This window comes from Mesorhizobium terrae, assembly GCF_008727715.1.
Classification (GTDB): Bacteria; Pseudomonadota; Alphaproteobacteria; order Rhizobiales; family Rhizobiaceae; genus Mesorhizobium; species Mesorhizobium terrae.
Genome location: NZ_CP044218.1, coordinates 5565047 through 5586116 on the forward strand (window position 1 = coordinate 5565047; position 21070 = coordinate 5586116).

The following is a 21070-nucleotide window of genomic DNA, read 5'->3' on the forward strand; positions in this document are numbered from 1 at the left end:
CGTCAAAAATAACCCTCGCGCTTCTTCTTTTCCATCGAGCCCGCTTCGTCGCGGTCGATCAGGCGGCCCTGGCGCTCGGAAGTGCGCGCCGTCAGCATCTCGCCGACGATGGCTTCCAACGTGTCGGCGTCGGACTCGATGGCGCCGGTCAGCGGATAGCAGCCCAGCGTGCGGAAGCGCACCAGACGGTTTTCCACCGTCTCGCCGGGCCTCAGCTTCATGCGGTCGTCGTCCTTCAGGATCAGCATGCCGTCGCGTTCCACAACCGGCCGCTCCTTGGCGAAGTAGAGCGGCACGATCGGGATATCTTCCTGGAGGATGTACTGCCAGATGTCGAGCTCGGTCCAGTTGGAGAGCGGAAAGACGCGGATCGATTCACCGGCGGCGATGCGGGTGTTGTAGATGTTCCACATTTCCGGCCGCTGGTTCTTCGGGTCCCAGGCGTGGGCGGCGTTGCGGAAAGAGAAGATGCGCTCCTTGGCGCGCGATTTCTCCTCGTCGCGGCGGGCGCCGCCGAAGGCCGCGTCAAAACCGTATTTGTCGAGCGCCTGGCGCAGCCCAACCGTCTTCATGACGTGGGTGTGCACGTTCGAACCGTGGTCGAACGGGTTGATGTTGTCGCGCACGCCGTCCTCGTTGACGTGCACCAAAAGGTCGAAGCCGAGCTTTTCCGCCATGTGATCGCGAAAGGCGATCATCTCGCGGAACTTCCAGGTGGTGTCGACATGCAGGAAGGGAAATGGCGGCTTGGCCGGATAAAAGGCCTTCATCGCCAGGTGCATTAGCACCGAGGAATCCTTGCCGACCGAATAAAGCATGACCGGCTTGGAGAAATTCGCCGCGACCTCGCGGAAGATATGGATGGACTCGGCTTCCAACCGCTGGAGATGGGTGAGTGCCATGTTCATCGATTGGGTCTCTGGTCGCCGCGGCCCCGCCACGGGATAGATAGGAACGAACAACCGCTGGCGGAACAAGCTGTCGCGGTTCTTGGCCGGCTGCCGAACCTGTCACCTTCTAACGGTAGAAACCGCTGTCGCCAACATTGCCAAGGCTCTTTCGCCTTGCGCAATGAGTTGAATTTTTCGCGCAAATGGCCGTTCTTGGAAATTCTCTACGGCCTGACGTGCGCGAGCACTGCCTGCTTCGATTGGATCGTTCTGTTTCCACGATGACGCGGCGTCCGCGCCGCCGCGGATCAGGGCAAGCGAACAAGGCCGGCATCAGCCTTCCCCTCTTCTACGGGGTGCATCTGTCCCCGCTTGGCAGGGAGCGGGCCGTAGGGACGGGCCAGCACGCCGCCCCTCCCCGTTCACGGGAGAGCTATCGCACATGGTTTCAAGATGGGTGCAGAGGCTCCTCGTCATTCCCGACCTCGTGAGCGACGAAGGAGCGGAGAGTGTCGGGAATCCATGCCGTGACCGAGGAACTGCAAAAAAAATGCTGGAGGGCAGGGCGAACTCTACATTTTTCAGTTTTCCCGTCTGGAGGGCCCATGACGGAGATGTTCCGGCATGAATTCCCGACACTCTCCGGTCGCTTCGCTCCCTCACGAGGTCGGGAATGACGAGCTTCAACCGCCCGACGCCAAGATTGGCAGCCGCCATATGCCATTGCCCTGTCGTTCGCAGGAGTATCGCACGCGGCACACCAGAAGCGGGATAGGCACCCCATCCCCCGTCAGACCCAGACACCACAGACCGAGATGGTGGTCGCTCCCAGCGTGTTGGCGCCATTGCCGTCCTCGCGCACATAAACGAGGTTCGAGTTCGAAACCGGTGACAATTGCGTGGTGGGCACGATGTGCATGGTGGTGTTGACCGCGCCGTCGGACAGGCTGTTGCCGCCGAAAAACGACCCCGCGCCGGTATCGCGCGACAAGAGAACGCCGACCCTTGTGCCGATGCCCTGCACATCGCATCTGAACGTGATCGCCGCCTGGCGGAACACGGCGCCCAACTGGTTCTGCAGCATGGGCGAGATATCCAGCGCATAGCCACGGGTAAAGCCGGCGGGAACACCAGGCCGGCCGGCAATATCGCCAAGCTGGACAACTTCCCCGGCCACCCATCCCGCCACGTCCGCGGCGCTGGTGACCTGAAGCTGGTTGGCGGCCGGGTTCCACTTGATCCACGCCGGCTGCGCTGCCGCCTTGGAGACATTCCACACCCTGACATAGGAGACGTCGCGCATCGTGGTGTCGAAGAACAGGTCTGCGTCGTTGGCGGCCAGCGTCAGCACGCTTCCGGCGACCGCCGACAACGTCGCCTGGCGCGGATCCTGGCTGCGGGTGCGCGAAAGCCGCAAGATCGACACCTGCCCATCGCCGCCGGGCGTCAGGATCATGCCGCTCAGTGGCTTGCGCGTCGCGGCATGCTCGACGCCGGCCGGAAATCGCACCGCGCCCGTGCCCTTGTCGGCGACCAGCGCCTCGTTCCAGCTCGCACCATCGGCGCTGGTCTTGACGCGCCAGTCGTCATCGCCGGCGAGCCCGAATTCGGCGCGGCCCGAATAGCCGGTCTGGAACAAAACGGTGGCGCTGTGGCCGGCGCCTGCCTTGTTGACCTTCACCTGATGGCCGGCGCCGACATTGTCGAACAACACCGCCTCCGAACGCACCACGAGGCGGTTCGTGACATCGGCGGTGGCGTTGACGCCAAGCCGCTGCAGCGAGGTGGCCTCGCCGACCGCGGCCCAGACACCGCCATCGAAGGCAAGGAGCCGTGTCTCGTCCGCCACCCAGGCCAGCCAGCCCCGCCGTGGCACCAGGAAGGCCCAGGCGCCGTCCTGCCAGGCGGCAATCATGCCGGCCTTGCCCGCCCAGGCACCCGTCGGCGAGACAGCGACCAGATAGCGGTCGCCCTCCTGCGGACTTGCCGGCGGTGCGGCGAGGTCACGGTCGAGCACCGCAAGTTGCACGACGGCGTCCAGCCGACGCAACGCCTCATTGTGGATGACGTGTTTCTGGGCTTGCGAAGGAAGGATGTAGGGAAGTTCGAGAAGTTTGGTCTGTTCGCTCATGGCACCCTCTGCGTTTGCCCGATTTTGCGGGCGCGGCAGTGGTGGTGAATAAAATCAAAGGCACGATGTCAGTAGATTTGTCGCAAACGGCTGTTTTCGTGGGGCGAAATTTTTCGCCGACGGTCATGAGAGGTGGGGCGTATTCACATGGCGCCGAGAAGCAATGCGAGCTCATGATTGAACGGGAAGGAATAAGGTTCTGATACGAGACCCGCATGAAACTGCCGCGCTCAACTGCGCAAGATACCACGAAATACGACCTTAAAAAAAAATACACCCGATTTCACTTCATTAAATCACAATCATTCAATATATATAAATTTATACATTAAATCATTGCACGGCGATCGTGAAATTAAATTGCGTAGCAATTTAATTTCACATAACCGGAGTATTATTTGAAAATCCCCTCAACATTCCAATCAACACACAAAACACTGATAGCTCGATCTTCCGCAGTGGCGAACTTCGTTCCGCCCTCGGCCTAAGGGACGCGACGCATACGCCCAACTGCAATTGTAAGCAGCGCTCGCATTCTCAATTGGCAGCAACGGGAGACCAAGGTAGGGTTGGAGTTGTAGCTTAGCGAGAATGAGAGATAGCTGCAAATAGCCCTCCCTCTGTCGCGAATGCTTGCTATTTTCAACGAAAGTTGACTAACACAGGCGCTCTTCCCCTGGCTGCTCAATGGTGCCGGCAAGTGTCGATAATCTGCAGCCGACTTGGTAATGAGATAAATTCAAACATGAAGACATTCGTAATTGCCGAAATCGGCGTAAATCACAATGGAAAGCTGGCACTGGCACTGGAGCTAGTCGAAAAGGCCGCCAACGCCGGCGCACATGCCGCAAAATTTCAAACGTTCAAGGCCGATTCTATTACGGCAAAGAACACAGCAACCGTCGCTTATCAGCAAGTCTCGGGCGCGCAGGATCAGCATGCGATGCTGAAGGATCTGGAACTTAGCGAAGCCGATCACAAGGCAGTTGCCGCTCGCTGTAGAGATTTAGGCATCGAATTTATGTCAACTGCCTTCGACACTGCATCGCTCGACATGCTGTGCGACATCGGCATTCGCCGAATCAAAATCCCCTCCGGCGAAGTCAACAACGAGCCTTATCTTGAGGATTGCGCGAGACGTGGACTTCCAATTATTTTGTCCACGGGCATGGCAAATCTTGCTGAAGTTCAGCGTGCGGTAGAAGTTGTGACTGCAGGCACCCCTGCGGATCTCCCTAAAGACCCCGCTGGACTGCCTCCTCTGGTCGTCCTTCATTGCACGAGTGCATACCCTTCCCCGTTCAAAGATGTGAACCTGCGAGCGATGGCAACCATGGCTAGGGAACTTGGAGTACCTGTTGGCTATTCCGATCACACAGCCGGAATACTGGTACCGCCGATCGCCGTTGCCATGGGCGCAATCGTAATTGAAAAACACATAACGCTGGATCGAGCGATGCCAGGGCCGGATCATTCCGCCTCAATCGAGCCCTACGAACTATCCGACATGATGCAAGCAATTGCCAATACAGAAACCCTTCTAGGCGACGGCACCAAGCAGGTTCGTCCAATTGAAGAAGAAGCCCGCAGACTTGTGCGACGCGGGTTAAAGGCCGCGCGCGCCATGCCGGCGGGTGAGGTGTTAAGTTTGTCGGATATTGCCATCCTCAGACCGGCCACCGGCCTTTCACCAGAGTACTACAAATCGCTGGTTGGCCGACGCCTTTCAAAAGCGGTTGCACCAGGCGACCCCCTGGACTACTCCCACTTCGAGTAAGCGCGTCCTCATAAGACGCAAACTAGGAAAATACGAGATAGAAGGCCGGCCGATGATCTATGCCGATCCCCGCACCGAAATAGTTGACTACTCTCTCTATTCCCCGACGCTCGCTTCGCCGCCAACCAAATACGGCCTGCCACGTTCGGTTGTTTTCTGCAAAAAATGCGTGATATCCAACCAGAGGCCGAATTCCGCTGTGGAGTACAAGCATACTGCCGAGAGCAAGAAATCAGTCATTGCTTTCGACGACGAAGGCGTATGCGATGCCTGTCGGAACGCCGAACGCAAACATGCGGTCGTTGATTGGGAGCGTCGACGCGCAGAATTGGTTGTCTTGTGCGACAAATATCGTTCGCGCAACGGCTCATATGACTGCTTGGTCCCAGGCTCAGGCGGCAAGGATAGCTTCTACCAATCATGGATGCTGAAATACGAATTCGGCATGAACCCGTTGACATGCACTTGGGCACCGCATGTTTACACTGAATGGGGACAGCGTAACTTCAACCATTGGATCCATTCCGGCTTCGACAATTTTCTTTTGACGCCAAACGGTCGCGTAAAGCGGCTAATGACACGACTTGCAGTCGAGAACCTATTTCATCCTTTTCAACCATTCATCATCGGTCAAAAAGGTTTTGCTCCAGCATTTGCGGCAAAAATGGGCATCCCGTTGATCTTTTACGGAGAGAACGAGGCCGAGTACGGTAATCCGATCGCGGACAACGAAACCGCTAAACGTGATTACAACTATTTTTCAGCCACAAGCGACGACGAGACTTACCTTGGCGGTGTCTCGGTAGCGGATTTGATCGAAAAATTCGGAGTACGTAGAGCCGACTTGGCGGCGTACATGCCCTCTGACCCGAAGGTTCTGGAAGAAAAGGGAATCGAAGTTCACTATCTTGGCTACTATTTGAAGTGGCACCCGCAAGCAGCCTACTATTTTGCTGTCGAACATGGCGGCTTCGAGGCATCTCCGGAACGTACTCCTGGAACGTATTCCAAGTACAACTCGATCGATGATCGGATCGACGACCTGCACTATTACACGACCTTTATTAAGTTCGGTATTGGTCGCAGTTCCTACGACGCAGCTCAGGAAATTCGATCGGGCGACATCGAGCGCGAAGAAGGAGTGGCGCTGGTGAAGCGATATGATGGAGAATTCCCAGAGCGTTTCGCAAACGAACTATTTGATTACCTCAGTGTTCCGCCAGAACAGTACCCCGAGGCCGCTAAGCAGTTTGAAGCACCTGTTATGGATCGGGCTTATTTCGACACGCTCGCGAACAGATTCCGCCCGCCTCACCTGTGGCAATACGAGGGCGGTGAGTGGAGCCTTCGGCGCACCGTGTTTCAGGAGAACTAAGATGTGCATGTCGCCGAACAGCAACGCACATAGGGGCCCTGCCGGTGAATAGACGATTGATTGCACGCCTCGATGTTAAGATGGAACATCTCATAAAAGGTGTCCATCTAGAGGGATGGCGAAAGATGGGAGACCCCAAAGAGCGCGCTAGACAATACTATGAACAGGGTGCGGACGAGTTGCTATACATGGATGTAGTGGCAAGCCTTTATGATCGCAACAATCTTTCGAGTATCGTGCGCAATGTCGCCTCGGAAGTGTTCATTCCTATTACCGTTGGAGGGGGCATACGCAATCTGAAAGCGGTGCACGATCTTCTTGCGGTGGGTGCAGACAAAGTGGCAATAAACACGGCCGCCACAATCGATCCGGATATCCTGCGGGCAATATCCGACACCTACGGGTCGCAGGCTACGGTTCTCTCGATCGAGGCGAAACGACAGCCGGCAGGCGGCTGGGAGGCGATGACGGACAACGGTCGCAATCGCAGTGGACGGGATGTCGTCAAATGGGCTGTTGAGGGCCAGAGGCTTGGCGCTGGCGAGTTGTTGATTACCTCGATCGACCAGGATGGAACTGGTCGCGGAATGGATGAAAATCTGATCGCAACTGTTGCACGGGAAGTCGACATTCCAGTGATAGCGTCAGGGGGAGTCGGGACCGTTGGACACGTTATCAATGTACTCCAGAATCCCGACGTGAGCGCCGTTGCTGTCGCCAAGACGCTTCATATGAATCAATTGTCGATACAAGACTTGAAGGAAAGTTGTGTTGCAGCCGGCGTCCCGGTGCGTTCTACACAGACTATGGTGGCGGCATGAGCGGCAAAACCGTCGTCGTCGACTATGGGATCGGCAATGTATTCTCAGTGTGCAATGCCATCCGGCAAGTTGGTGGAAGCGCTGAGCTAACAGGAGATTTATCCCAGATTCGTCATGCTGACCGTGTAATCCTACCAGGCGTGGGCGCCTTTGCGCGCGCCATGGAAGCCTTGCGCCAACGAGGTCTTGACGAGACCTTAAGGGCTTTTGTCGAGACCGGCAGGCCATTTCTTGGAATCTGCATCGGCATGCAAGTACTAATGGACCAAAGTACGGAATTCGGCACATACCAAGGATTGGGATTCATAGAGGGGCAGGTAGAGCGTATACCCGATCAGACTCCTGATCGTAGCCACTTGCGTGTGCCACATATCGGCTGGGCCACGTTGAAAACCGACCACCATACGGGCGGCGGCTGGGAAACAGCGCCTCTATCTGCTATGGAGACAACTGGCGCCGCCGTTTACTTCGTCCATTCGTACCATTGCCAAACGAATGATCCAGCCCAGCGGATTGCCTACACAGACTACGATGGAGTTGCGATAACGGCAGCGATCCGGAGAGACAACGTTGTGGGGGTTCAATTTCATCCGGAGCGCAGCGCTGCAGCAGGTCAATCGCTCCTCAAAGCTTTCCTAAAATCATAATGCGGGAAAACGCAGAAAGCCACCTCTCGAACAAATGTCGCTACGCATGCGCGTAGCGACGAATTGCGTTTATCGTCCGTTCGAGTTGCTGCTCAGACATGTTTGACCCAGACGGAAGACAGAGCCCCGTATCGAACAACCGGTCTGAAATGGGCTGGTTGCCATGCGCAAAAAAACTACAGTCTGAGAAAACAGGCTGCAGATGCATGGGCTTCCAGATGGGGCGCGCTTCGATCAATTCACCTGCAAGATATTGAATAAGCGCCGACGCTGATCGGTTGCTCCCGCCCTGCTGAAGCGTGCAAGCTGACAACCAGCGAGTAGAATAGCTCCAAGCGGGCTCCGGCATCCATTCAATCCACTCGATGTCGGATAGTTCTTTGCGATACGTTTCATATATCCTGCGGCGTTCGCTCACTCGTTGCTCGAGTACCTTTAACTGCCCACGGCCGACGCCCGCAAGAATATTGCTCATTCGATAATTGTAGCCGATCGTCGAATGCTGGTAGTGCGGCGCAGGATCTCGCGCCTGAGTTGAGAGGAAGCGAGCCCTATCAGCAAACGCCTTCTCTTCGGTAACCAACATCCCCCCGCTCGACGTGGTGATGATCTTGTTACCATTGAAGGAATATATACCCATGCGACCAAAGCTTCCCGAAGCCTTGCCTTTGTAGGTAGCGCCCAAGGACTCTGCTGCATCCTCTATGATCGGAACATCAAACCGGTCGCACAGCTCAACAATAGGATCCATATCGGCGCTTTGACCGTACAGGCTAACGACAATAACAGCTTTCGGAAGTTTGCCTTCTCTTCTGCCCACCTCCAAGGCGCGTTCAAGCGCTTGTGGCGACATGTTCCAGCTCTCTGGCTCGGAATCGATCAAGACTGGCTCAGCACCCTGGTAAACGATCGGATTAACGCTGGCTGCAAAAGTTAACGTCGAACAAAAGACATAGTCCCCCGGCCCAACATCTAACAGGCGCAAGGCCAAATGGATCGCCGCAGTACCCGAACTCAGAGCAACGGCGTTTGCGATCCCCAATTTTTCAGCCAGCTCGATTTCGAAAGCATCTACATTTGGCCCTAGCGGCGCGATCCAATTTGTCCGAAATGCTTCGGTGACAAACTCGATCTCGCTCTCCCCCATATGTGGGGTCGATAACAAGACCGGCTGATCGATCTTTGATCTTTCGACGAGTTCAACAACTTTGCCGTTGTCATCAACGACAGGCAGATGGTTCACCACATTGGCCTGCATCAACAACAACGCTTCGCGACGAGTGTAGCCTAATTGCAAGGTGACCGATTGACGATCGGAAAGCAGAGAGAGCGTGTCGTTCAGATTCGCTCCATCAAGCAAAAGGCGCCTGATATCTCCGTCGGTGACCGTTCGCTCAAAACGCTCATCTGCCGATGAGAGAAGCAGAACGCCCGTCGCCGTTCGGTCGAGCAAGGCTAGCGCATCATGAAGTGTGGCATCTCTGCCAATGGCGATTTTCGAAATATCCACGCCCAAAACCCCTATCCAATCCGATTGGCAGGTATCCCCGCATAGACACCTTGTTGCGCGATATCAGCAACGACCACCGCTCCCGCACCAACGACCGCTCCATCGCAGATTCGTATCCCAGGCAAAACACTCGCTCCAGCTCCAACCAGTACGCCCTCCCCCACACGGACATTGCCGCCGAGCGTAGCGCCCGGAGCTATATGGGAGAAATCACCCACAGTGCACTCGTGATCGACGACGGCGCCATGATTCACGATGACGCTTCGGCCGATATGTGCCAGAGGCCCAACTATGGCTCCAGAAGCTAGAAAAGTCCCCGGACCGATTTTTGCACTGCCAGCAATAGAGGTCGCCGGATGATAAATAGACTGAGTGTATCCTCCCTTCGAGTCCAGACACTCAACCAAATTCGCACGTGCTTTAGAATTGCCAATACAAACGTGATACGGCTGCCCAGAAAGCAAAGATGGGTCAAAAAGACGAACTTGGATATCGAGGCGCTTGCTGGTCGTCCTGCTGACGTCCTCATCCCACAAGCAAATATGTTCCAGACTCCAGCCACCAGCAAGCAAAGAATCTATAACCACTAACGAGTGACCGCCAGCCCCCACAAGATTTATCATCTCAGTACGTATTTTCTTTGACAAGGCTCAATGCGTCCAGTCGCACAGAAGAAAGAAAACTAACAATTCGCATACTCGCGCTGCCGTCACCGTAAACATTCGACTTGGCGAACCGCTTTTTCTTGAGAGCGAATTCAAGTGCGGAATTTAACGCATCTTCCGTCGGCTTCACATCAATCACGTTGCTGTTTCGCTGTCGTAGATTTTGCCGAGATCCAATATTGACCACCGGCGTTCCAAAGCTGGCCGCCTCAATAATGCCACTGCTGGAATTGCCGATCATGAGGTCGGCCTCTTTCATCGTTGAGACAAAATCCGATCGAGCAAGATGCGTGATTGCCTTGATCTCGTGTCTCCTGGATGCTTCGTCGAGCACCTTCCGAATTTCATCACTGCCTGCGTCGGAATTTGGCATCAAAGCCAGGATTTGAAACTGGTACGCACGCAATGCTGCGATGATCCTGGCAATATCTGCCCCTCCCGTCGCCGCTTCTTGAACAACCGGATGATAAAGGAGAAGTGCGATCTTCCCGGCAGCCTCCAAATGGAAATCTGCACAAATTTGCTCTCGCGACTTCGTAGCAATCTCTGTCAAGCCATCCAGTCCAGGGGCACCGACCACCGATATTTGAGAAGCAGGTTCTCCCATTGACACAAGCCGTTGCCTACTTTCTTCGGTAGCTGTCAGGTGGAAACGCGACAGTTTGGAAATAGCGTGGCGCACAGGCTCGTCAACGGTCCCTGAACGCTCGCCGCCATGTACATGCGCGACGGGAATCCCCAGATGCAGCGCGGCGATAGCGGCAGCCAACATTTCCCCCCGATCACCAAGCAAGAGAACGATGTCAGGTCGCTCGACTTCCAGCGCATCGACAAATCCCACCAACATCCGCCCGATGTTCCGAGCCATTAGCGGACCAGAAGGTATATCGTCTTCGACCTCAACCTGAGCGCCGATGGGCAATCCGGACGCCACAATCTCCCTTACTGTCAATCCGTATCGCGTCGAGAGATGCATGCCCGTAACAAGGAGGCTGAGATCAAGTGCGCTGCTTCCATGAATACGTTCAAGTGTTAATTTCATAAGGCCAAAGTCAGCCCTAGTACCAGTAACATAGCAAACCTTGCGCACCGCCCTCATGGTTGTTCACCATATCTTTGCGCCAGGGCTTCCGCCATGATCCAATCGTCCTCCGTGTCAATGTCGATTGACTCACACGGACCATCGCATAGCACCCCAAAAGTCTTATCAGGGAAAAATGTCCGACCACTTTCCAGCACACTCGTACGTGCCAGATAAAGATTGCCAGCAATGTAGACGACTGGACTCAGATCCTGGCTGCGAAGCAACCGCTCCTGGTTGTCAGTGAATGGCACCAGAGAGGGGGGAGACTGCCAATCGAACAGGTGAGAGGGATGATTTCGAGCATGAGCCACACCGATAACGGCTTGGCAATCGTCGTTATTCAACAGCATCCTCGCCGCTTCCCAGCGTTCTGCTCGCCGAACCGGTGAAGTCGGCTGTAGTAACGCTACAAAGTCGTAAGATCGCCCTTCGGCACGCTCGCGCTGCAGAACATCAAACACAACATCCACTGTCGTGGCGGTATCTGTAGCCAACTCTGCTGACCGAAGAAACGGCACATCGAGACCATGCGAGACCACAACTGACGCGATCTCCGGATCATCAGTGGAAACAACGATGCGATCGAACCACTTAATCGACTGCGAAAACCGAACCGACCACACAATAAGTGGCACACCTGCGAACGATTTGATGTTCTTACCGGGCAATCGTTTAGAGCCGCCGCGCGCGGGAATGATTGCGAGGGTTTTCAAGATTACAGCCTGTGTTCCAGGAAGGCGGCGGTGGTTCGCTTCATGGCTTCATCGAGTGAGATTGGAGGAACCCAATTCAGATGTTGTTTTGTCGCGGTGATATCCACTTCCAGCGAGCCAAGCAATCGCTGCGCCATATCCCGTTTACCAAACAGCGCCGCAGCGGATTTCAGAAGAGAAACAGGCACAGGAAAAAGGCGAGCATTCAGCCCCATGGCTCGAGCGAGACTCTGCATTAATTGCGGTGTGGATAACGTAGTTCCGTCGCCACCTAGGAAGACTTTCCCTCCAGCTTGATCGTGGGTGAGACAGCAGATGATGAGATCAACTAAGTTCTCCACGTAGGTAAGACTGCGACGGTTGTCGACCAAAGCCAACGGCAATGGAACCTCCCGCTGGACCAACGTCATCATTGCGCGGAAATTTGCCTTAACGCCTGGTCCATAGACCAAAGGCGGGCGAATGGCGACCACTTCCATCCCGTGCTGTGCGCCCACAGCAAAGAGGAGGTTTTCAGCTTCGCATTTTGAGATACCATATGGATCCCTCGGTGAGGGAGGGCTCTCGGTCGTGAATGGTCGCCCAGGTTCAGTCCCCTCCCCATTTACCTTTATGGAACTCATGTAAATGAACCGCTTGACCCCCGCCATCGCAGCTTGCTTGGCGAGGTTCACGGTTCCATCGACATTGACCTCGCGGAAAGCTGCCAATGGATCGACCGCATCGTCTTTCATCACATGTACACGAGCAGCCAGATGAACGATCGCATCGGCCTCTTGTAGGACGCGTCGCCAATCGGTGGTGCCGTCGATGTCTCCGACAGACGTAGAGCTTTTTCCGCTGCGGCTCACAGGTCGGAAATCGATATTGCGTTGAGACAACTCCTGGCAGAGTGCATTACCCACGAAACCGGAAGCGCCAGTCACGACGATCATCCATTGGCCCCTTGTACCTACCTTGTAACTTTTTCACTCAAGGCACCGAGCCAGTGCTCGAGTGCCTCGATCAGCATATCGCGACTGAACTCCCGTCTTGCAAACTCTTGCCCTCTTTGCCCCATGGAGAACCTTTCGGCCTCGGGTAATGCGACCATAGCCTTGACGGCCTCTGCGAGGCCAGCACTATCACCGGCCGCGCAAGCTAAGCCTGCCTGCGCATCGCGCACTACGTCAGCGCCTTCGCCATCGATCATCGCCAATATCGGTATGCCGGCCGCTAGGTAGGCTTGGAGTTTTGCGGGTATTGTCAGAGCAAAGATCGGCTCACTGCGTAAAGATACCAAAAGCGCATCTGCTGCGGCAAAAAACTCGGGCATACGCTCAACAGGGAACCTTCCGATCAACAACACCTTATCGCCGAGGCCACGGACTGCGATTTCACGACGCACCCATTCGAGTTTCCTGCCATCTCCCACAATAAGCCAACGAACAGGCTCATCCCTCAGAAGGTCTGCAGCATCCAATATGGCAGGGAAATCCTGCGCCTCTCCTATATTGCCAGCAAACACAATATCGAATGTGTTAGCCGCGGCTGGAATCTCAGGCGCAGGAATCGCATCGGTCGCTGCAAATGTATCTTCAGCCCAATTGGGGAAGTAAACTACTGGAACGGACCCACACCGCCGCTGAATCTCTGGAATAAAGCGGCGAGACTGCGCTAATATCAAGTCACAACGTCGATAAATAAATGAAACGAGGCGTCCCACCAACCGAAGAACAGTGGGGGTACGCACAGCGCCAACTGCAGACAACGATTCTGGCCAAAGATCCAGAACCCACAAGGCGACCGGCGTGCGCTTAAACCTTCGCAGGACAATCGCTGGAAATCCAACTGTTATTGGTGATGGCTCGAATACGAAGATAGCATCGAAACTGCGGCCTCTCAATTTCAACGGACCGATTATCGCCGCAGAAACAGCAAAGGTTATGTAGTTTAACACCAGACGGAATGCGCCACTTCCCCTGGCAGCCATCGGAACCCGAAAGACGGGTACACCCTTATAGCTGGAGTATTTCGCCGGCGTAGCGGCAAAATCACTGAAGACGACGCCGTCGGGATAGTTGGGGCTCCCCGTCAGTATGGTAATCTCATGACCACGGACCGCTAGCGCATCAACAAGATCGTTGATACGAAAATTCTCAGGCCAGAAATATTGACTGACAACGAGAATGCGCAAGGAGCGATTAGAAGGCGGATTGTCACTTTTAGGCATACCGCACCTCAGGGAGCCAGTAGGGCGCCTCTGCCATTTTTGGGCATCCCCATGACACCTCGAGCGTCTTTTCAACCATTCGTTAAGTTCTGAATTAGCTGTTTTCGCGCCAGACCACACGACGAACGTAGTCACGGTAACTGTGGATGATACGCACCACTTTGTCAGAAACGTTGGTCACCGAATAATCCGAAACAAGCCTAAGGTCACGCCTCTCCCCACGCGATTGCGTTCCAAGAATGTCAAGGCATTGCAATACCCGTTCTTTGCCCAAACCGGACATCATAACCGAACCTTCCTCCATCCCTTCCGGCCGTTCGTGCGCCTCTCGAATGTTGAGGGCTGGGAAGTTCAGAATGGACGACTCCTCGGTAATCGTTCCGCTGTCAGACAGCACCGCTCTTGCGTCTTGCTGCAGCCGCACATAGTCGAAGAAACCCAGAGGCTTCATCAGGCAAACGTTTTTGTGGAAGCGAGCATTCACAGCATCAATGCGTTTTTGAGTACGCGGATGTGTCGACACGATAAGCGGCTCATCAAAACGAACCGCCACTGCATTCAACATATCGACTAACTTACTGAAATTATTTTCAGTATCTATATTCTCCTCGCGGTGTGCGCTGACGACGAAATACTTCCCGGGCGTCAAAGAAAGCCGTTCGCAAATACTTGAGTTCTGTATGTTTTTTCTATAATATGAGAGCACTTCCAGCATTGGGCTACCAGTCTTAATAATACGATCAGGTGGAAGCCCCTCTCTTAGCAAATACTCGCGCGCAATATCCGAATAGGTCAGGTTGATGTCGGCTGTATGATCGACGATACGTCGATTGATTTCTTCGGGAACACGGCTATCGAAACAACGATTACCAGCCTCCATGTGAAAAATTGGGATCTTTCGTCGCTTCGCTGGAATTGCAGCAAGGCAGCTATTCGTATCACCTAGAACCAGCAAGGCGTCTGGGTGATGACTTGCCAAATACCGATCAAAGCCGATGATCACGTTGCCAATCGTTTCAGCAGCATTCGCACCTGCTGCACCGAGAAATGCGTCTGGGCGCCTTACGCCCAAATCTTCGAAGAAAATCTCGTTCAGCTCGTAGTCATGATTTTGCCCGGTGTGGACCAAATGATGATCACAGTATTCGTCGAGTTTAGCCAAAACGCGGGAAAGACGAATGATTTCCGGTCTCGTGCCGACAACCGTCACGACCTTCATCTTAGACATAACAACTATACCTTCGCTGCGATGGTATCAGGCCGGCTCTGATCGAACAGCTCGTTGGCCCACAACAGAACAATCATCATTTGGTCGCCGATATTCGTTACATCATGCACCCAGCCAGGCACCGTCTCCACCACCATCGGCTCACTACCGGACGCAAACACCTCGAACCTCTCGCCGGTCAAAATATGACGAAACCCGAATCGAGCCTTGCCCTGCACAACAAGAAATTTCTCGGTCTTGGTGTGATGGTAGTGCCCGCCTCGTGTCACTCCTGGGTGAGCGGTAAAATAAGAAAATTGCCCGCAATTGACCGTGCGCAGAACCTCCACGAAAGCTCCGCGTGGATCGGTATTACTCTTCAGCGTGTAGCTGAATTCGGCAGGAGGTAAATAACTCAAGTACGTCGCATGGAGCGCACGTATTAACCCAGATCCCACTGCATCGGTTAACAAGGTACGGCGGCTGTCGCGGAAGCTTTGAATAAGAGCCGCGACGTAACCTACTGTTGTCACATATTCCGGTTTGACCACACCGTCGCGGACGGCACTCTCGGCATCATCCAATAAAGCAATGAATGCATCCACTACGTCATCTATGTAGACCAGCCTCAAGGGCGCTTCGGGGTCGTTGACAACGATGGGCAAATCTCGAGCAAGGTTGTAGCAAAATGTGGCAACAACCGAATTGTAGTTCGGCTTAGCCCACTTCCCAAAGACGTTAGGCAATCGAAAGATGTGGACCGCCGTCATCTGCTCTCGACCGAACGCAGCCACCAATTCTTCCGCCTGGCGCTTGCTTCTGCCATAAGAATTGTTGCGCTCAGCCTGAATTGAAGAAGCATAGATGACCGGCAGGCGCATTTGGTCTTCCCGAAGAAGACCAATCAGCCTTTGAGTCATGCCGACATTGCCGGATTGAAACTCGACCTCATCGGTTGGTCGATTAACACCCGCCAGATGAAACACAGCACACGAGCCGGCTAGAGCTGCACGTACCGAGACGTCATCATCATCGTGGGAAATGCGCCCTATCTCGAAGCCTAATTCTTCGAGACGCCGCACCAAATTTTGACCAATAAAGCCGCGACACCCCGTGACTGCGATTTTTTTCAATTATTCCTCCGGACGAGGCCGGTTCCCAGCCATTAACTCGCGTATGAAGTCAAGCTTCATCAGCAATTCCTTCATGTTGGGCACATCAAGGCGTCGCGTATTATGGGAGTTGTATTCTTCTGATCGAGAGATTTGCTCTTCTCCCATTTCAACATACTTTGAATAATTCAAGTCGCGCAAATCTGGTGGGATTCTGTAGTAATCTCCCAGATCTTCAGCACCCGCCAACTCCTCGCGGCTCAGCAATGTCTCGAATAGCTTTTCACCATGCCTGGTGCCAATTACTTCGACCGGATATTCTCGCTGACCTAAGAGCTCGCAAAGGGCCGTCGCAAGCGTACCTATCGTAGCTGCGGGGGCTTTTTGGACGAAGATGTCACCGTTGCCTCCCCGATCGAAGGCATAAGCCACGAGGTCAACGGCATCGGCCAGCGTCATCATAAAACGGGTCATCCCCGGATCGGTGATCGTGATAGGCTTGCTCGAGCCAATCTGGTCGGCGAACAGCGGAATGACCGAGCCACGTGAGGCCATCACATTGCCGTAACGGGTACCGCAAACGATCGTCTCGCGAGAGTCAAGGTTTCTGGATTTAGCCACCATAACCTTTTCCATCAGGGCTTTCGAAATCCCCATGGCATTGATCGGATAGACGGCTTTGTCCGTGGAAAGGCAGACGACTTTCCTTACCTTGTTTGCTATAGCCGCCTCCAGCACGTTCTCTGTACCGAGAACGTTTGTCTTAACGGCCTCCAGCGGATGAAATTCACAAGACGGAACCTGCTTCAGCGCAGCAGCGTGGAAAATATAATCCACACCGCGGGTAGCTGTAAGGATACTTCCGTAATCGCGCACGTCGCCAATATAGAACTTTAGTTTCTTGCTGCTGAACGCCTTACGAAGATCGTCTTGTTTCTTCTCATCTCTGCTAAAAATCCGAATCTCCGCAACCGAAGACGCCAGATAGCGGTGAAGGACTGCGTTGCCGAACGATCCGGTTCCTCCCGTAATCAGCAGGCATTTGTCTGACAAAGCACTCAAGGGTCGAAACTCTTCTGTGGTGGGCGGCGGCGCGCTTCTACATCACAAACTCCCAGATGGCTACCACTTCCTTGGCAGTCAATCGCAAGATCGGAAAATAACAGTTGCCTTGAGGGGCCTGCCTGCATCGAGTGGGCCTAGTTGAATGTTAATGTATGATGGCCCGGCTCTACGGCCGGGGTGACCGGCGAAGCTGATCCGGATCGCGCGGCCGGCCAAGGGGATGCTTCCGGCGCACGCGGTTTGTAACCCAGCGATAAATTTGGCCGCACGGTACTATGATACTGGCGCCAAACTTCTATGCCGATCAGGGCTCCCTTCAGCGCGTGGAAGTTTTCACAATCGAGCAGTTCGTCACAAAGCTTCAAGTTGAAGCTCTCGCACCACTCATTTTCCCAAGAGCTGCCAGGCATGATGTAAACGGTCTTAGCGCAGGGGTGGCGATCCATTCACGCAGAGCCTTGGCAATGAACTCGGTGCCACTATCAGATCGAAATCTGGCGGGACGCCGCGCAAGATGAACAGGCCGGTGAGAACGTCGATCACATCGACGGCTTTGAGCCTCCAATTGGCCCTGATGGAGATGCATTCCCTCATGAACTCGTCGATTACGTTGAGCATGCGGAATTTCCTTCCGTTATGGGCGCAATCCTCGATAAAGTCATAAGACCAGACATGGTTGGAATATTCCGGCCGCAACCGGATGCGTGATCCCTCGTTCAGCCACAGGCGGCTTCGTTTGGGCTGCTTCTGCGGAACTTTCAGTCCCTCGCGCAGTCAGATCCGTTCAGGCCGTTTGACTTTCACTACCTAGCCCGCACGCTGCAGCAGCACCGTGATGCGGCGATAGCCGTAGCGGCCAATTGGATGGCAAGCGCGATGATATCGGCAGTCAAAGCCGCTTCATCACCTGGTGTGGTTGGAACCTTGCGCTGCATGGAACGATGCAGGCCGAGAACCCAGCACGCACAGTACTCGCGGAGACCAAGCTCCGGCAACAACATTTTACACACAAGCACGGCGGCGCGCGAGCTCGGAAGTTTTCCCGCACAGCTTCCACCAGGACCAGTTTGTCCAGCGTCAGGTCGGAGATGGCGCGGCGAAGACGTGAGTTCTTCATCTTGAGCTCCTTCAACCGCCTGACCTGGCCGCCCTTCAACCATCGTATTCAGCGCACCAACGGTGGTACGCAACTTCCCTCACACCAAATGATCGAGTCGCGTCCGCAACCGATTTTCCTTATGAGCTCAGAACATCAACCTGCCGCATCTTCGTGACGAACTCTTTCGCGCAGTGTCTCCTTCTTGCCATTTCTACAATCCTCCACTGGCTCAAAAGCCATACCTTGGTGAGGACCACTTTTCAGGGGACAGGCCACATCTTCTGCTCCAAACACCACGGTCCGCTTCGCAAAGGGTGCTGGAACTGTTCGTCATGGGTAATCTGTTTTCTGATGCATGCAGCAGTCAGAGCTAGAAATCGGCGCTCTTCGAGGATACTTAAACAGCTATTGCTTCGCAAAAACCCGGCGATAGAGCGCTAGCAATTCTGCAGAATTCATCTGCGGGTCAAAGTTGCGTTGAGCCATTGCCTTTGCCGCAACACCCATCCTGAAAGCCAATTCCGGCTCGCGGGCTAGCTTCTCGATGGCGCTTGCAAGCGCTATCGGATTACGAGGCGGCACGGCAAGGCCCGTCTCTCCATTGATCAACGTGTCGGAAGTCGGGTTTTGGATTGCAACTATGCTTGGAACACCGGCAAAGGCCGCCTCGAAAATCGGGCGTCCAGGTGCATCATAGTGCGAGGGGAAACAAAGCACGTCCATACGCGCATAAGCCTTCGCAATATTATGACTGAATCCGACCATATGGAACCGATTGCGAAGCTGATAAGCATCGATGGCTACTTCGACCTCAGCCTTCATATCTTGGCGCAGCCCCAACAGCCCGAGTGCTCGTGCGCGCAGTCCGCGCGACGGCGCGGCATCATCGCCAACCACGATGTATTCAACGTCAACGCCTCGCTCATTCAAGATACGAGCCGCTTCTACAAGATCATGAATTCCCTTCACTTTCAGTAGATTGCCGACAAAACCAATCTTTAGCGACGTTTCGCGGAGTTTAAGACGAGTTAAGCTGCCATCGTCAGCGGCCGCGCCAGATGGAGTAAAGGCATTGTGAATGACCTCTGTGGGCAAGTCCTCTGGCAAGCTGCGTCGTACGGTTTGATCAATGGCCACAACCGCTTCAGCCTTCTCCCGTAATAGGTGATTTACAAAACGGGTACGCAACGACTTGTCGTTGGAGGCCACAGATCGCACATGCACAACAACCGGAACCTTGAACCACCAACGTGCTAACAGCCAAGGCAACAATCCGGTGAACTCGTTGACATGGATGATATCGACCTTCGGCCAGAGCCGGCGCGCCCGCCGCAATGCCACGAAGGTGGCTGGTAACAAGGCAATTTCGCGAGCTAACACGAGCCACCGCAAACCGCAGTATCTGCCATATCGCGTGTTATCGAATTGACTAAGCCCTCTTGCTTCAACAACCTCGCCGAGGGAAGAGAAGAAGCGCGTCGCCGTCCCGGACGGCGCTACAAAGAATGCTTTCACGGCCCCTTTTGGGAAAGCGCCGATCGCCTCTGAAAGGCTGCGGGACGAGCCGCCAAAAGCGCCAGTCATATGAATGTAAAGGACCGTCAGCATCAATTGTCCGTGTCAGCCGATGTAGCGGCGCGTCGCGTTGACTAAGGTTTTCGCTTTCTCGAATAACGAGTGACTGGTTCTATAGTCTAAGAAAGTCTTGTTTGGCGCCTGCATCATTGCTTCCATGCTATCCGGCGTCTGACGCAACTTTTTTGTAGCATAGTCGCGATCTTCGATGAGGAGATTTTCCGGGTATACGGGCTCCTCTAATCCGCGCAACGCTTCATCACGAGTCATCTGACCTGACAATATCAAATTCGAATAGTGCGCTTTACGTTTATCGATATTAAATTTCCGCAGCAGCCAATAAGCCTGATAAAATCTAGTGTATATAGATTCATAGTGCTTACCTCCATAATACACCCACCCAAGCTTACCCTGAAGAACATCCATCGCCTCTTTCTTTTCGTAGTCAATATAGTTTAAAATAGATATCAATCTAATTTTTCTAAAAAATACATAATAAAATAAGCGAGCAAGTGAAAAATGCGGGTACGTTGCCAGTTTTGTGGAGCCAAAACGGCGATGCACGTCGCTCACATACCTCCAGTCAAAATAGCCATACCCCCACTTTTCTGGCAAAATGGCTTCGGAAACGATATTTGTCCCAGTAATAACATACTTGAGGCCGTATTTATTCGCCATCTCGTAGAGCAAGGCAAAGATAGCATGATCTGTCGGGACTTCTCCGTCCGGAGTTGAGGCTTTCAGAAAAGATAATTGCAGATCTCGAAATTCCTCCCAATCGATGACATGAGTATGTAAATCAATTCCAAGTACATCCAACGTCTTTTGGATATTTGCAACCGCAAGTTCCGAATTCCAGCCATTATCGAGATGAATAGCTAGTGGTCTCAGACCCAAATTCTTAACGACATAAGCAACATAAGTGCTATCGACACCGCCACTTACGCCGATAACGCAGTCGTAATCTTTGCCGGCTCCCGCTGCTTTAATTTCTGAAACGAGCGCCTCAAGTCGAGCAGTCCGTTGCTCGGTCGGGATCAGCCTTTGCATCGAAACCCTATCATAACGATGACAGTGGCTGCAGACCCCATCGTTGTCGAACACGATGTCAGGATCCGTCGTATCCATTATGCAGCGGGTACAGATAATCGTCATATCAAATTCCAAACAAAATCCCTGACGCTGTG

At 54.0% G+C, this 21070-nt stretch carries 17 protein-coding genes and 1 pseudogene; 4 read left to right on the forward strand and 14 right to left on the reverse strand.

Annotation, left to right across the window (positions count from 1 at the left end):
- Positions 1-2 precede the first annotated feature (2 nt).
- Together cysD and FZF13_RS27940 are read right to left on the reverse strand one after the other, a co-directional pair.
- A complete protein-coding gene (cysD, locus tag FZF13_RS27935; RefSeq protein ID WP_024925216.1) occupies positions 3-908 on the reverse strand; it encodes a sulfate adenylyltransferase subunit CysD in 906 nt (301 codons plus the stop codon).
- Between the two features lie 772 nt (positions 909-1680).
- A complete protein-coding gene (locus FZF13_RS27940; RefSeq protein WP_024925215.1) occupies positions 1681-3021 on the reverse strand; it encodes a DUF2793 domain-containing protein in 1341 nt (446 codons plus the stop codon).
- A gap of 745 nt (positions 3022-3766) precedes the next feature.
- Between FZF13_RS27940 and FZF13_RS27945 the strand changes: the two genes are divergently transcribed.
- Genes FZF13_RS27945 through hisH form a run of 4 tightly spaced genes read left to right on the forward strand, consistent with a single transcriptional unit; the run spans position 3767 to position 7641 of the window.
- Positions 3767-4798, forward strand: coding sequence for an N-acetylneuraminate synthase family protein (locus FZF13_RS27945; RefSeq protein ID WP_024925214.1), 1032 nt, complete (start codon positions 3767-3769; stop codon positions 4796-4798).
- Positions 4799-4850: 52 nt separating this feature from the next.
- Entirely contained in the window at positions 4851-6173 is a 1323-nt protein-coding gene (locus FZF13_RS27950) for an N-acetyl sugar amidotransferase (RefSeq protein WP_036254893.1), read from the forward strand.
- A gap of 56 nt (positions 6174-6229) precedes the next feature.
- The gene (hisF, locus tag FZF13_RS27955) at positions 6230-6994 is read left to right on the forward strand and encodes an imidazole glycerol phosphate synthase subunit HisF (RefSeq protein ID WP_244431225.1); all 765 of its coding nucleotides are present in this window, start codon (positions 6230-6232) and stop codon (positions 6992-6994) included.
- Complete coding sequence (hisH, locus tag FZF13_RS27960; protein WP_024925211.1) at positions 6991-7641, forward strand: imidazole glycerol phosphate synthase subunit HisH; 651 nt, start codon at positions 6991-6993, stop codon at positions 7639-7641. Before hisF ends, hisH begins: the two co-directional genes overlap by 4 nt.
- 40 nt (positions 7642-7681) lie before the next feature.
- Here the strand turns inward: hisH and FZF13_RS27965 are convergent, their stop codons facing one another.
- From FZF13_RS27965 to FZF13_RS28020, 12 genes and pseudogenes are all read right to left on the reverse strand, one after another.
- Positions 7682-9151 carry an aminotransferase class I/II-fold pyridoxal phosphate-dependent enzyme gene (locus tag FZF13_RS27965; RefSeq protein WP_036254910.1) on the reverse strand — a complete coding sequence of 490 codons (1470 nt, stop codon included), beginning with the start codon at positions 9149-9151 and terminating at the stop codon, positions 7682-7684.
- Positions 9152-9162: 11 nt separating this feature from the next.
- Positions 9163-9774, reverse strand: a complete 612-nt coding sequence (locus FZF13_RS29620; RefSeq protein WP_081766932.1) for a NeuD/PglB/VioB family sugar acetyltransferase — start codon at positions 9772-9774, stop codon at positions 9163-9165.
- A gap of 1 nt (position 9775) precedes the next feature.
- Positions 9776-10915, reverse strand: a complete 1140-nt coding sequence (neuC, locus tag FZF13_RS27975; protein ID WP_036254894.1) for a UDP-N-acetylglucosamine 2-epimerase — start codon at positions 10913-10915, stop codon at positions 9776-9778.
- Entirely contained in the window at positions 10912-11613 is a 702-nt protein-coding gene (locus tag FZF13_RS27980; RefSeq protein WP_024925207.1) for an acylneuraminate cytidylyltransferase family protein, read from the reverse strand. Before FZF13_RS27980 ends, neuC begins: the two co-directional genes overlap by 4 nt.
- A 2-nt stretch (positions 11614-11615) precedes the next feature.
- On the reverse strand, positions 11616-12548 hold the full coding sequence (locus tag FZF13_RS27985) for a UDP-glucose 4-epimerase family protein (protein WP_024925206.1): 933 nt from the start codon (positions 12546-12548) through the stop codon (positions 11616-11618).
- A 17-nt stretch (positions 12549-12565) separates the two neighbouring features.
- Positions 12566-13825 (reverse strand): glycosyltransferase family 4 protein, encoded by a 1260-nt coding sequence (locus FZF13_RS27990; RefSeq protein ID WP_051504853.1) that lies wholly within the window; start codon positions 13823-13825, stop codon positions 12566-12568.
- A 94-nt stretch (positions 13826-13919) separates the two neighbouring features.
- On the reverse strand, positions 13920-15053 hold the full coding sequence (wecB, locus tag FZF13_RS27995; protein ID WP_024925204.1) for a non-hydrolyzing UDP-N-acetylglucosamine 2-epimerase: 1134 nt from the start codon (positions 15051-15053) through the stop codon (positions 13920-13922).
- 5 nt (positions 15054-15058) lie between these two features.
- Entirely contained in the window at positions 15059-16165 is a 1107-nt protein-coding gene (wbjC, locus tag FZF13_RS28000; RefSeq protein WP_024925203.1) for a UDP-2-acetamido-2,6-beta-L-arabino-hexul-4-ose reductase, read from the reverse strand.
- Complete coding sequence (locus FZF13_RS28005; protein ID WP_024925202.1) at positions 16166-17197, reverse strand: polysaccharide biosynthesis protein; 1032 nt, start codon at positions 17195-17197, stop codon at positions 16166-16168.
- 146 nt (positions 17198-17343) lie between these two features.
- Positions 17344-18517 (reverse strand): annotated as a pseudogene (locus FZF13_RS28010) (IS3 family transposase).
- Positions 18518-18713: 196 nt separating this feature from the next.
- On the reverse strand, positions 18714-19916 hold the full coding sequence (locus tag FZF13_RS28015) for a glycosyltransferase (protein WP_024925200.1): 1203 nt from the start codon (positions 19914-19916) through the stop codon (positions 18714-18716).
- 12 nt (positions 19917-19928) lie between these two features.
- Positions 19929-21038 carry an N-acetyl sugar amidotransferase gene (locus FZF13_RS28020; protein WP_081766930.1) on the reverse strand — a complete coding sequence of 370 codons (1110 nt, stop codon included), beginning with the start codon at positions 21036-21038 and terminating at the stop codon, positions 19929-19931.
- Between the last annotated feature and the right edge of the window lie 32 nt (positions 21039-21070).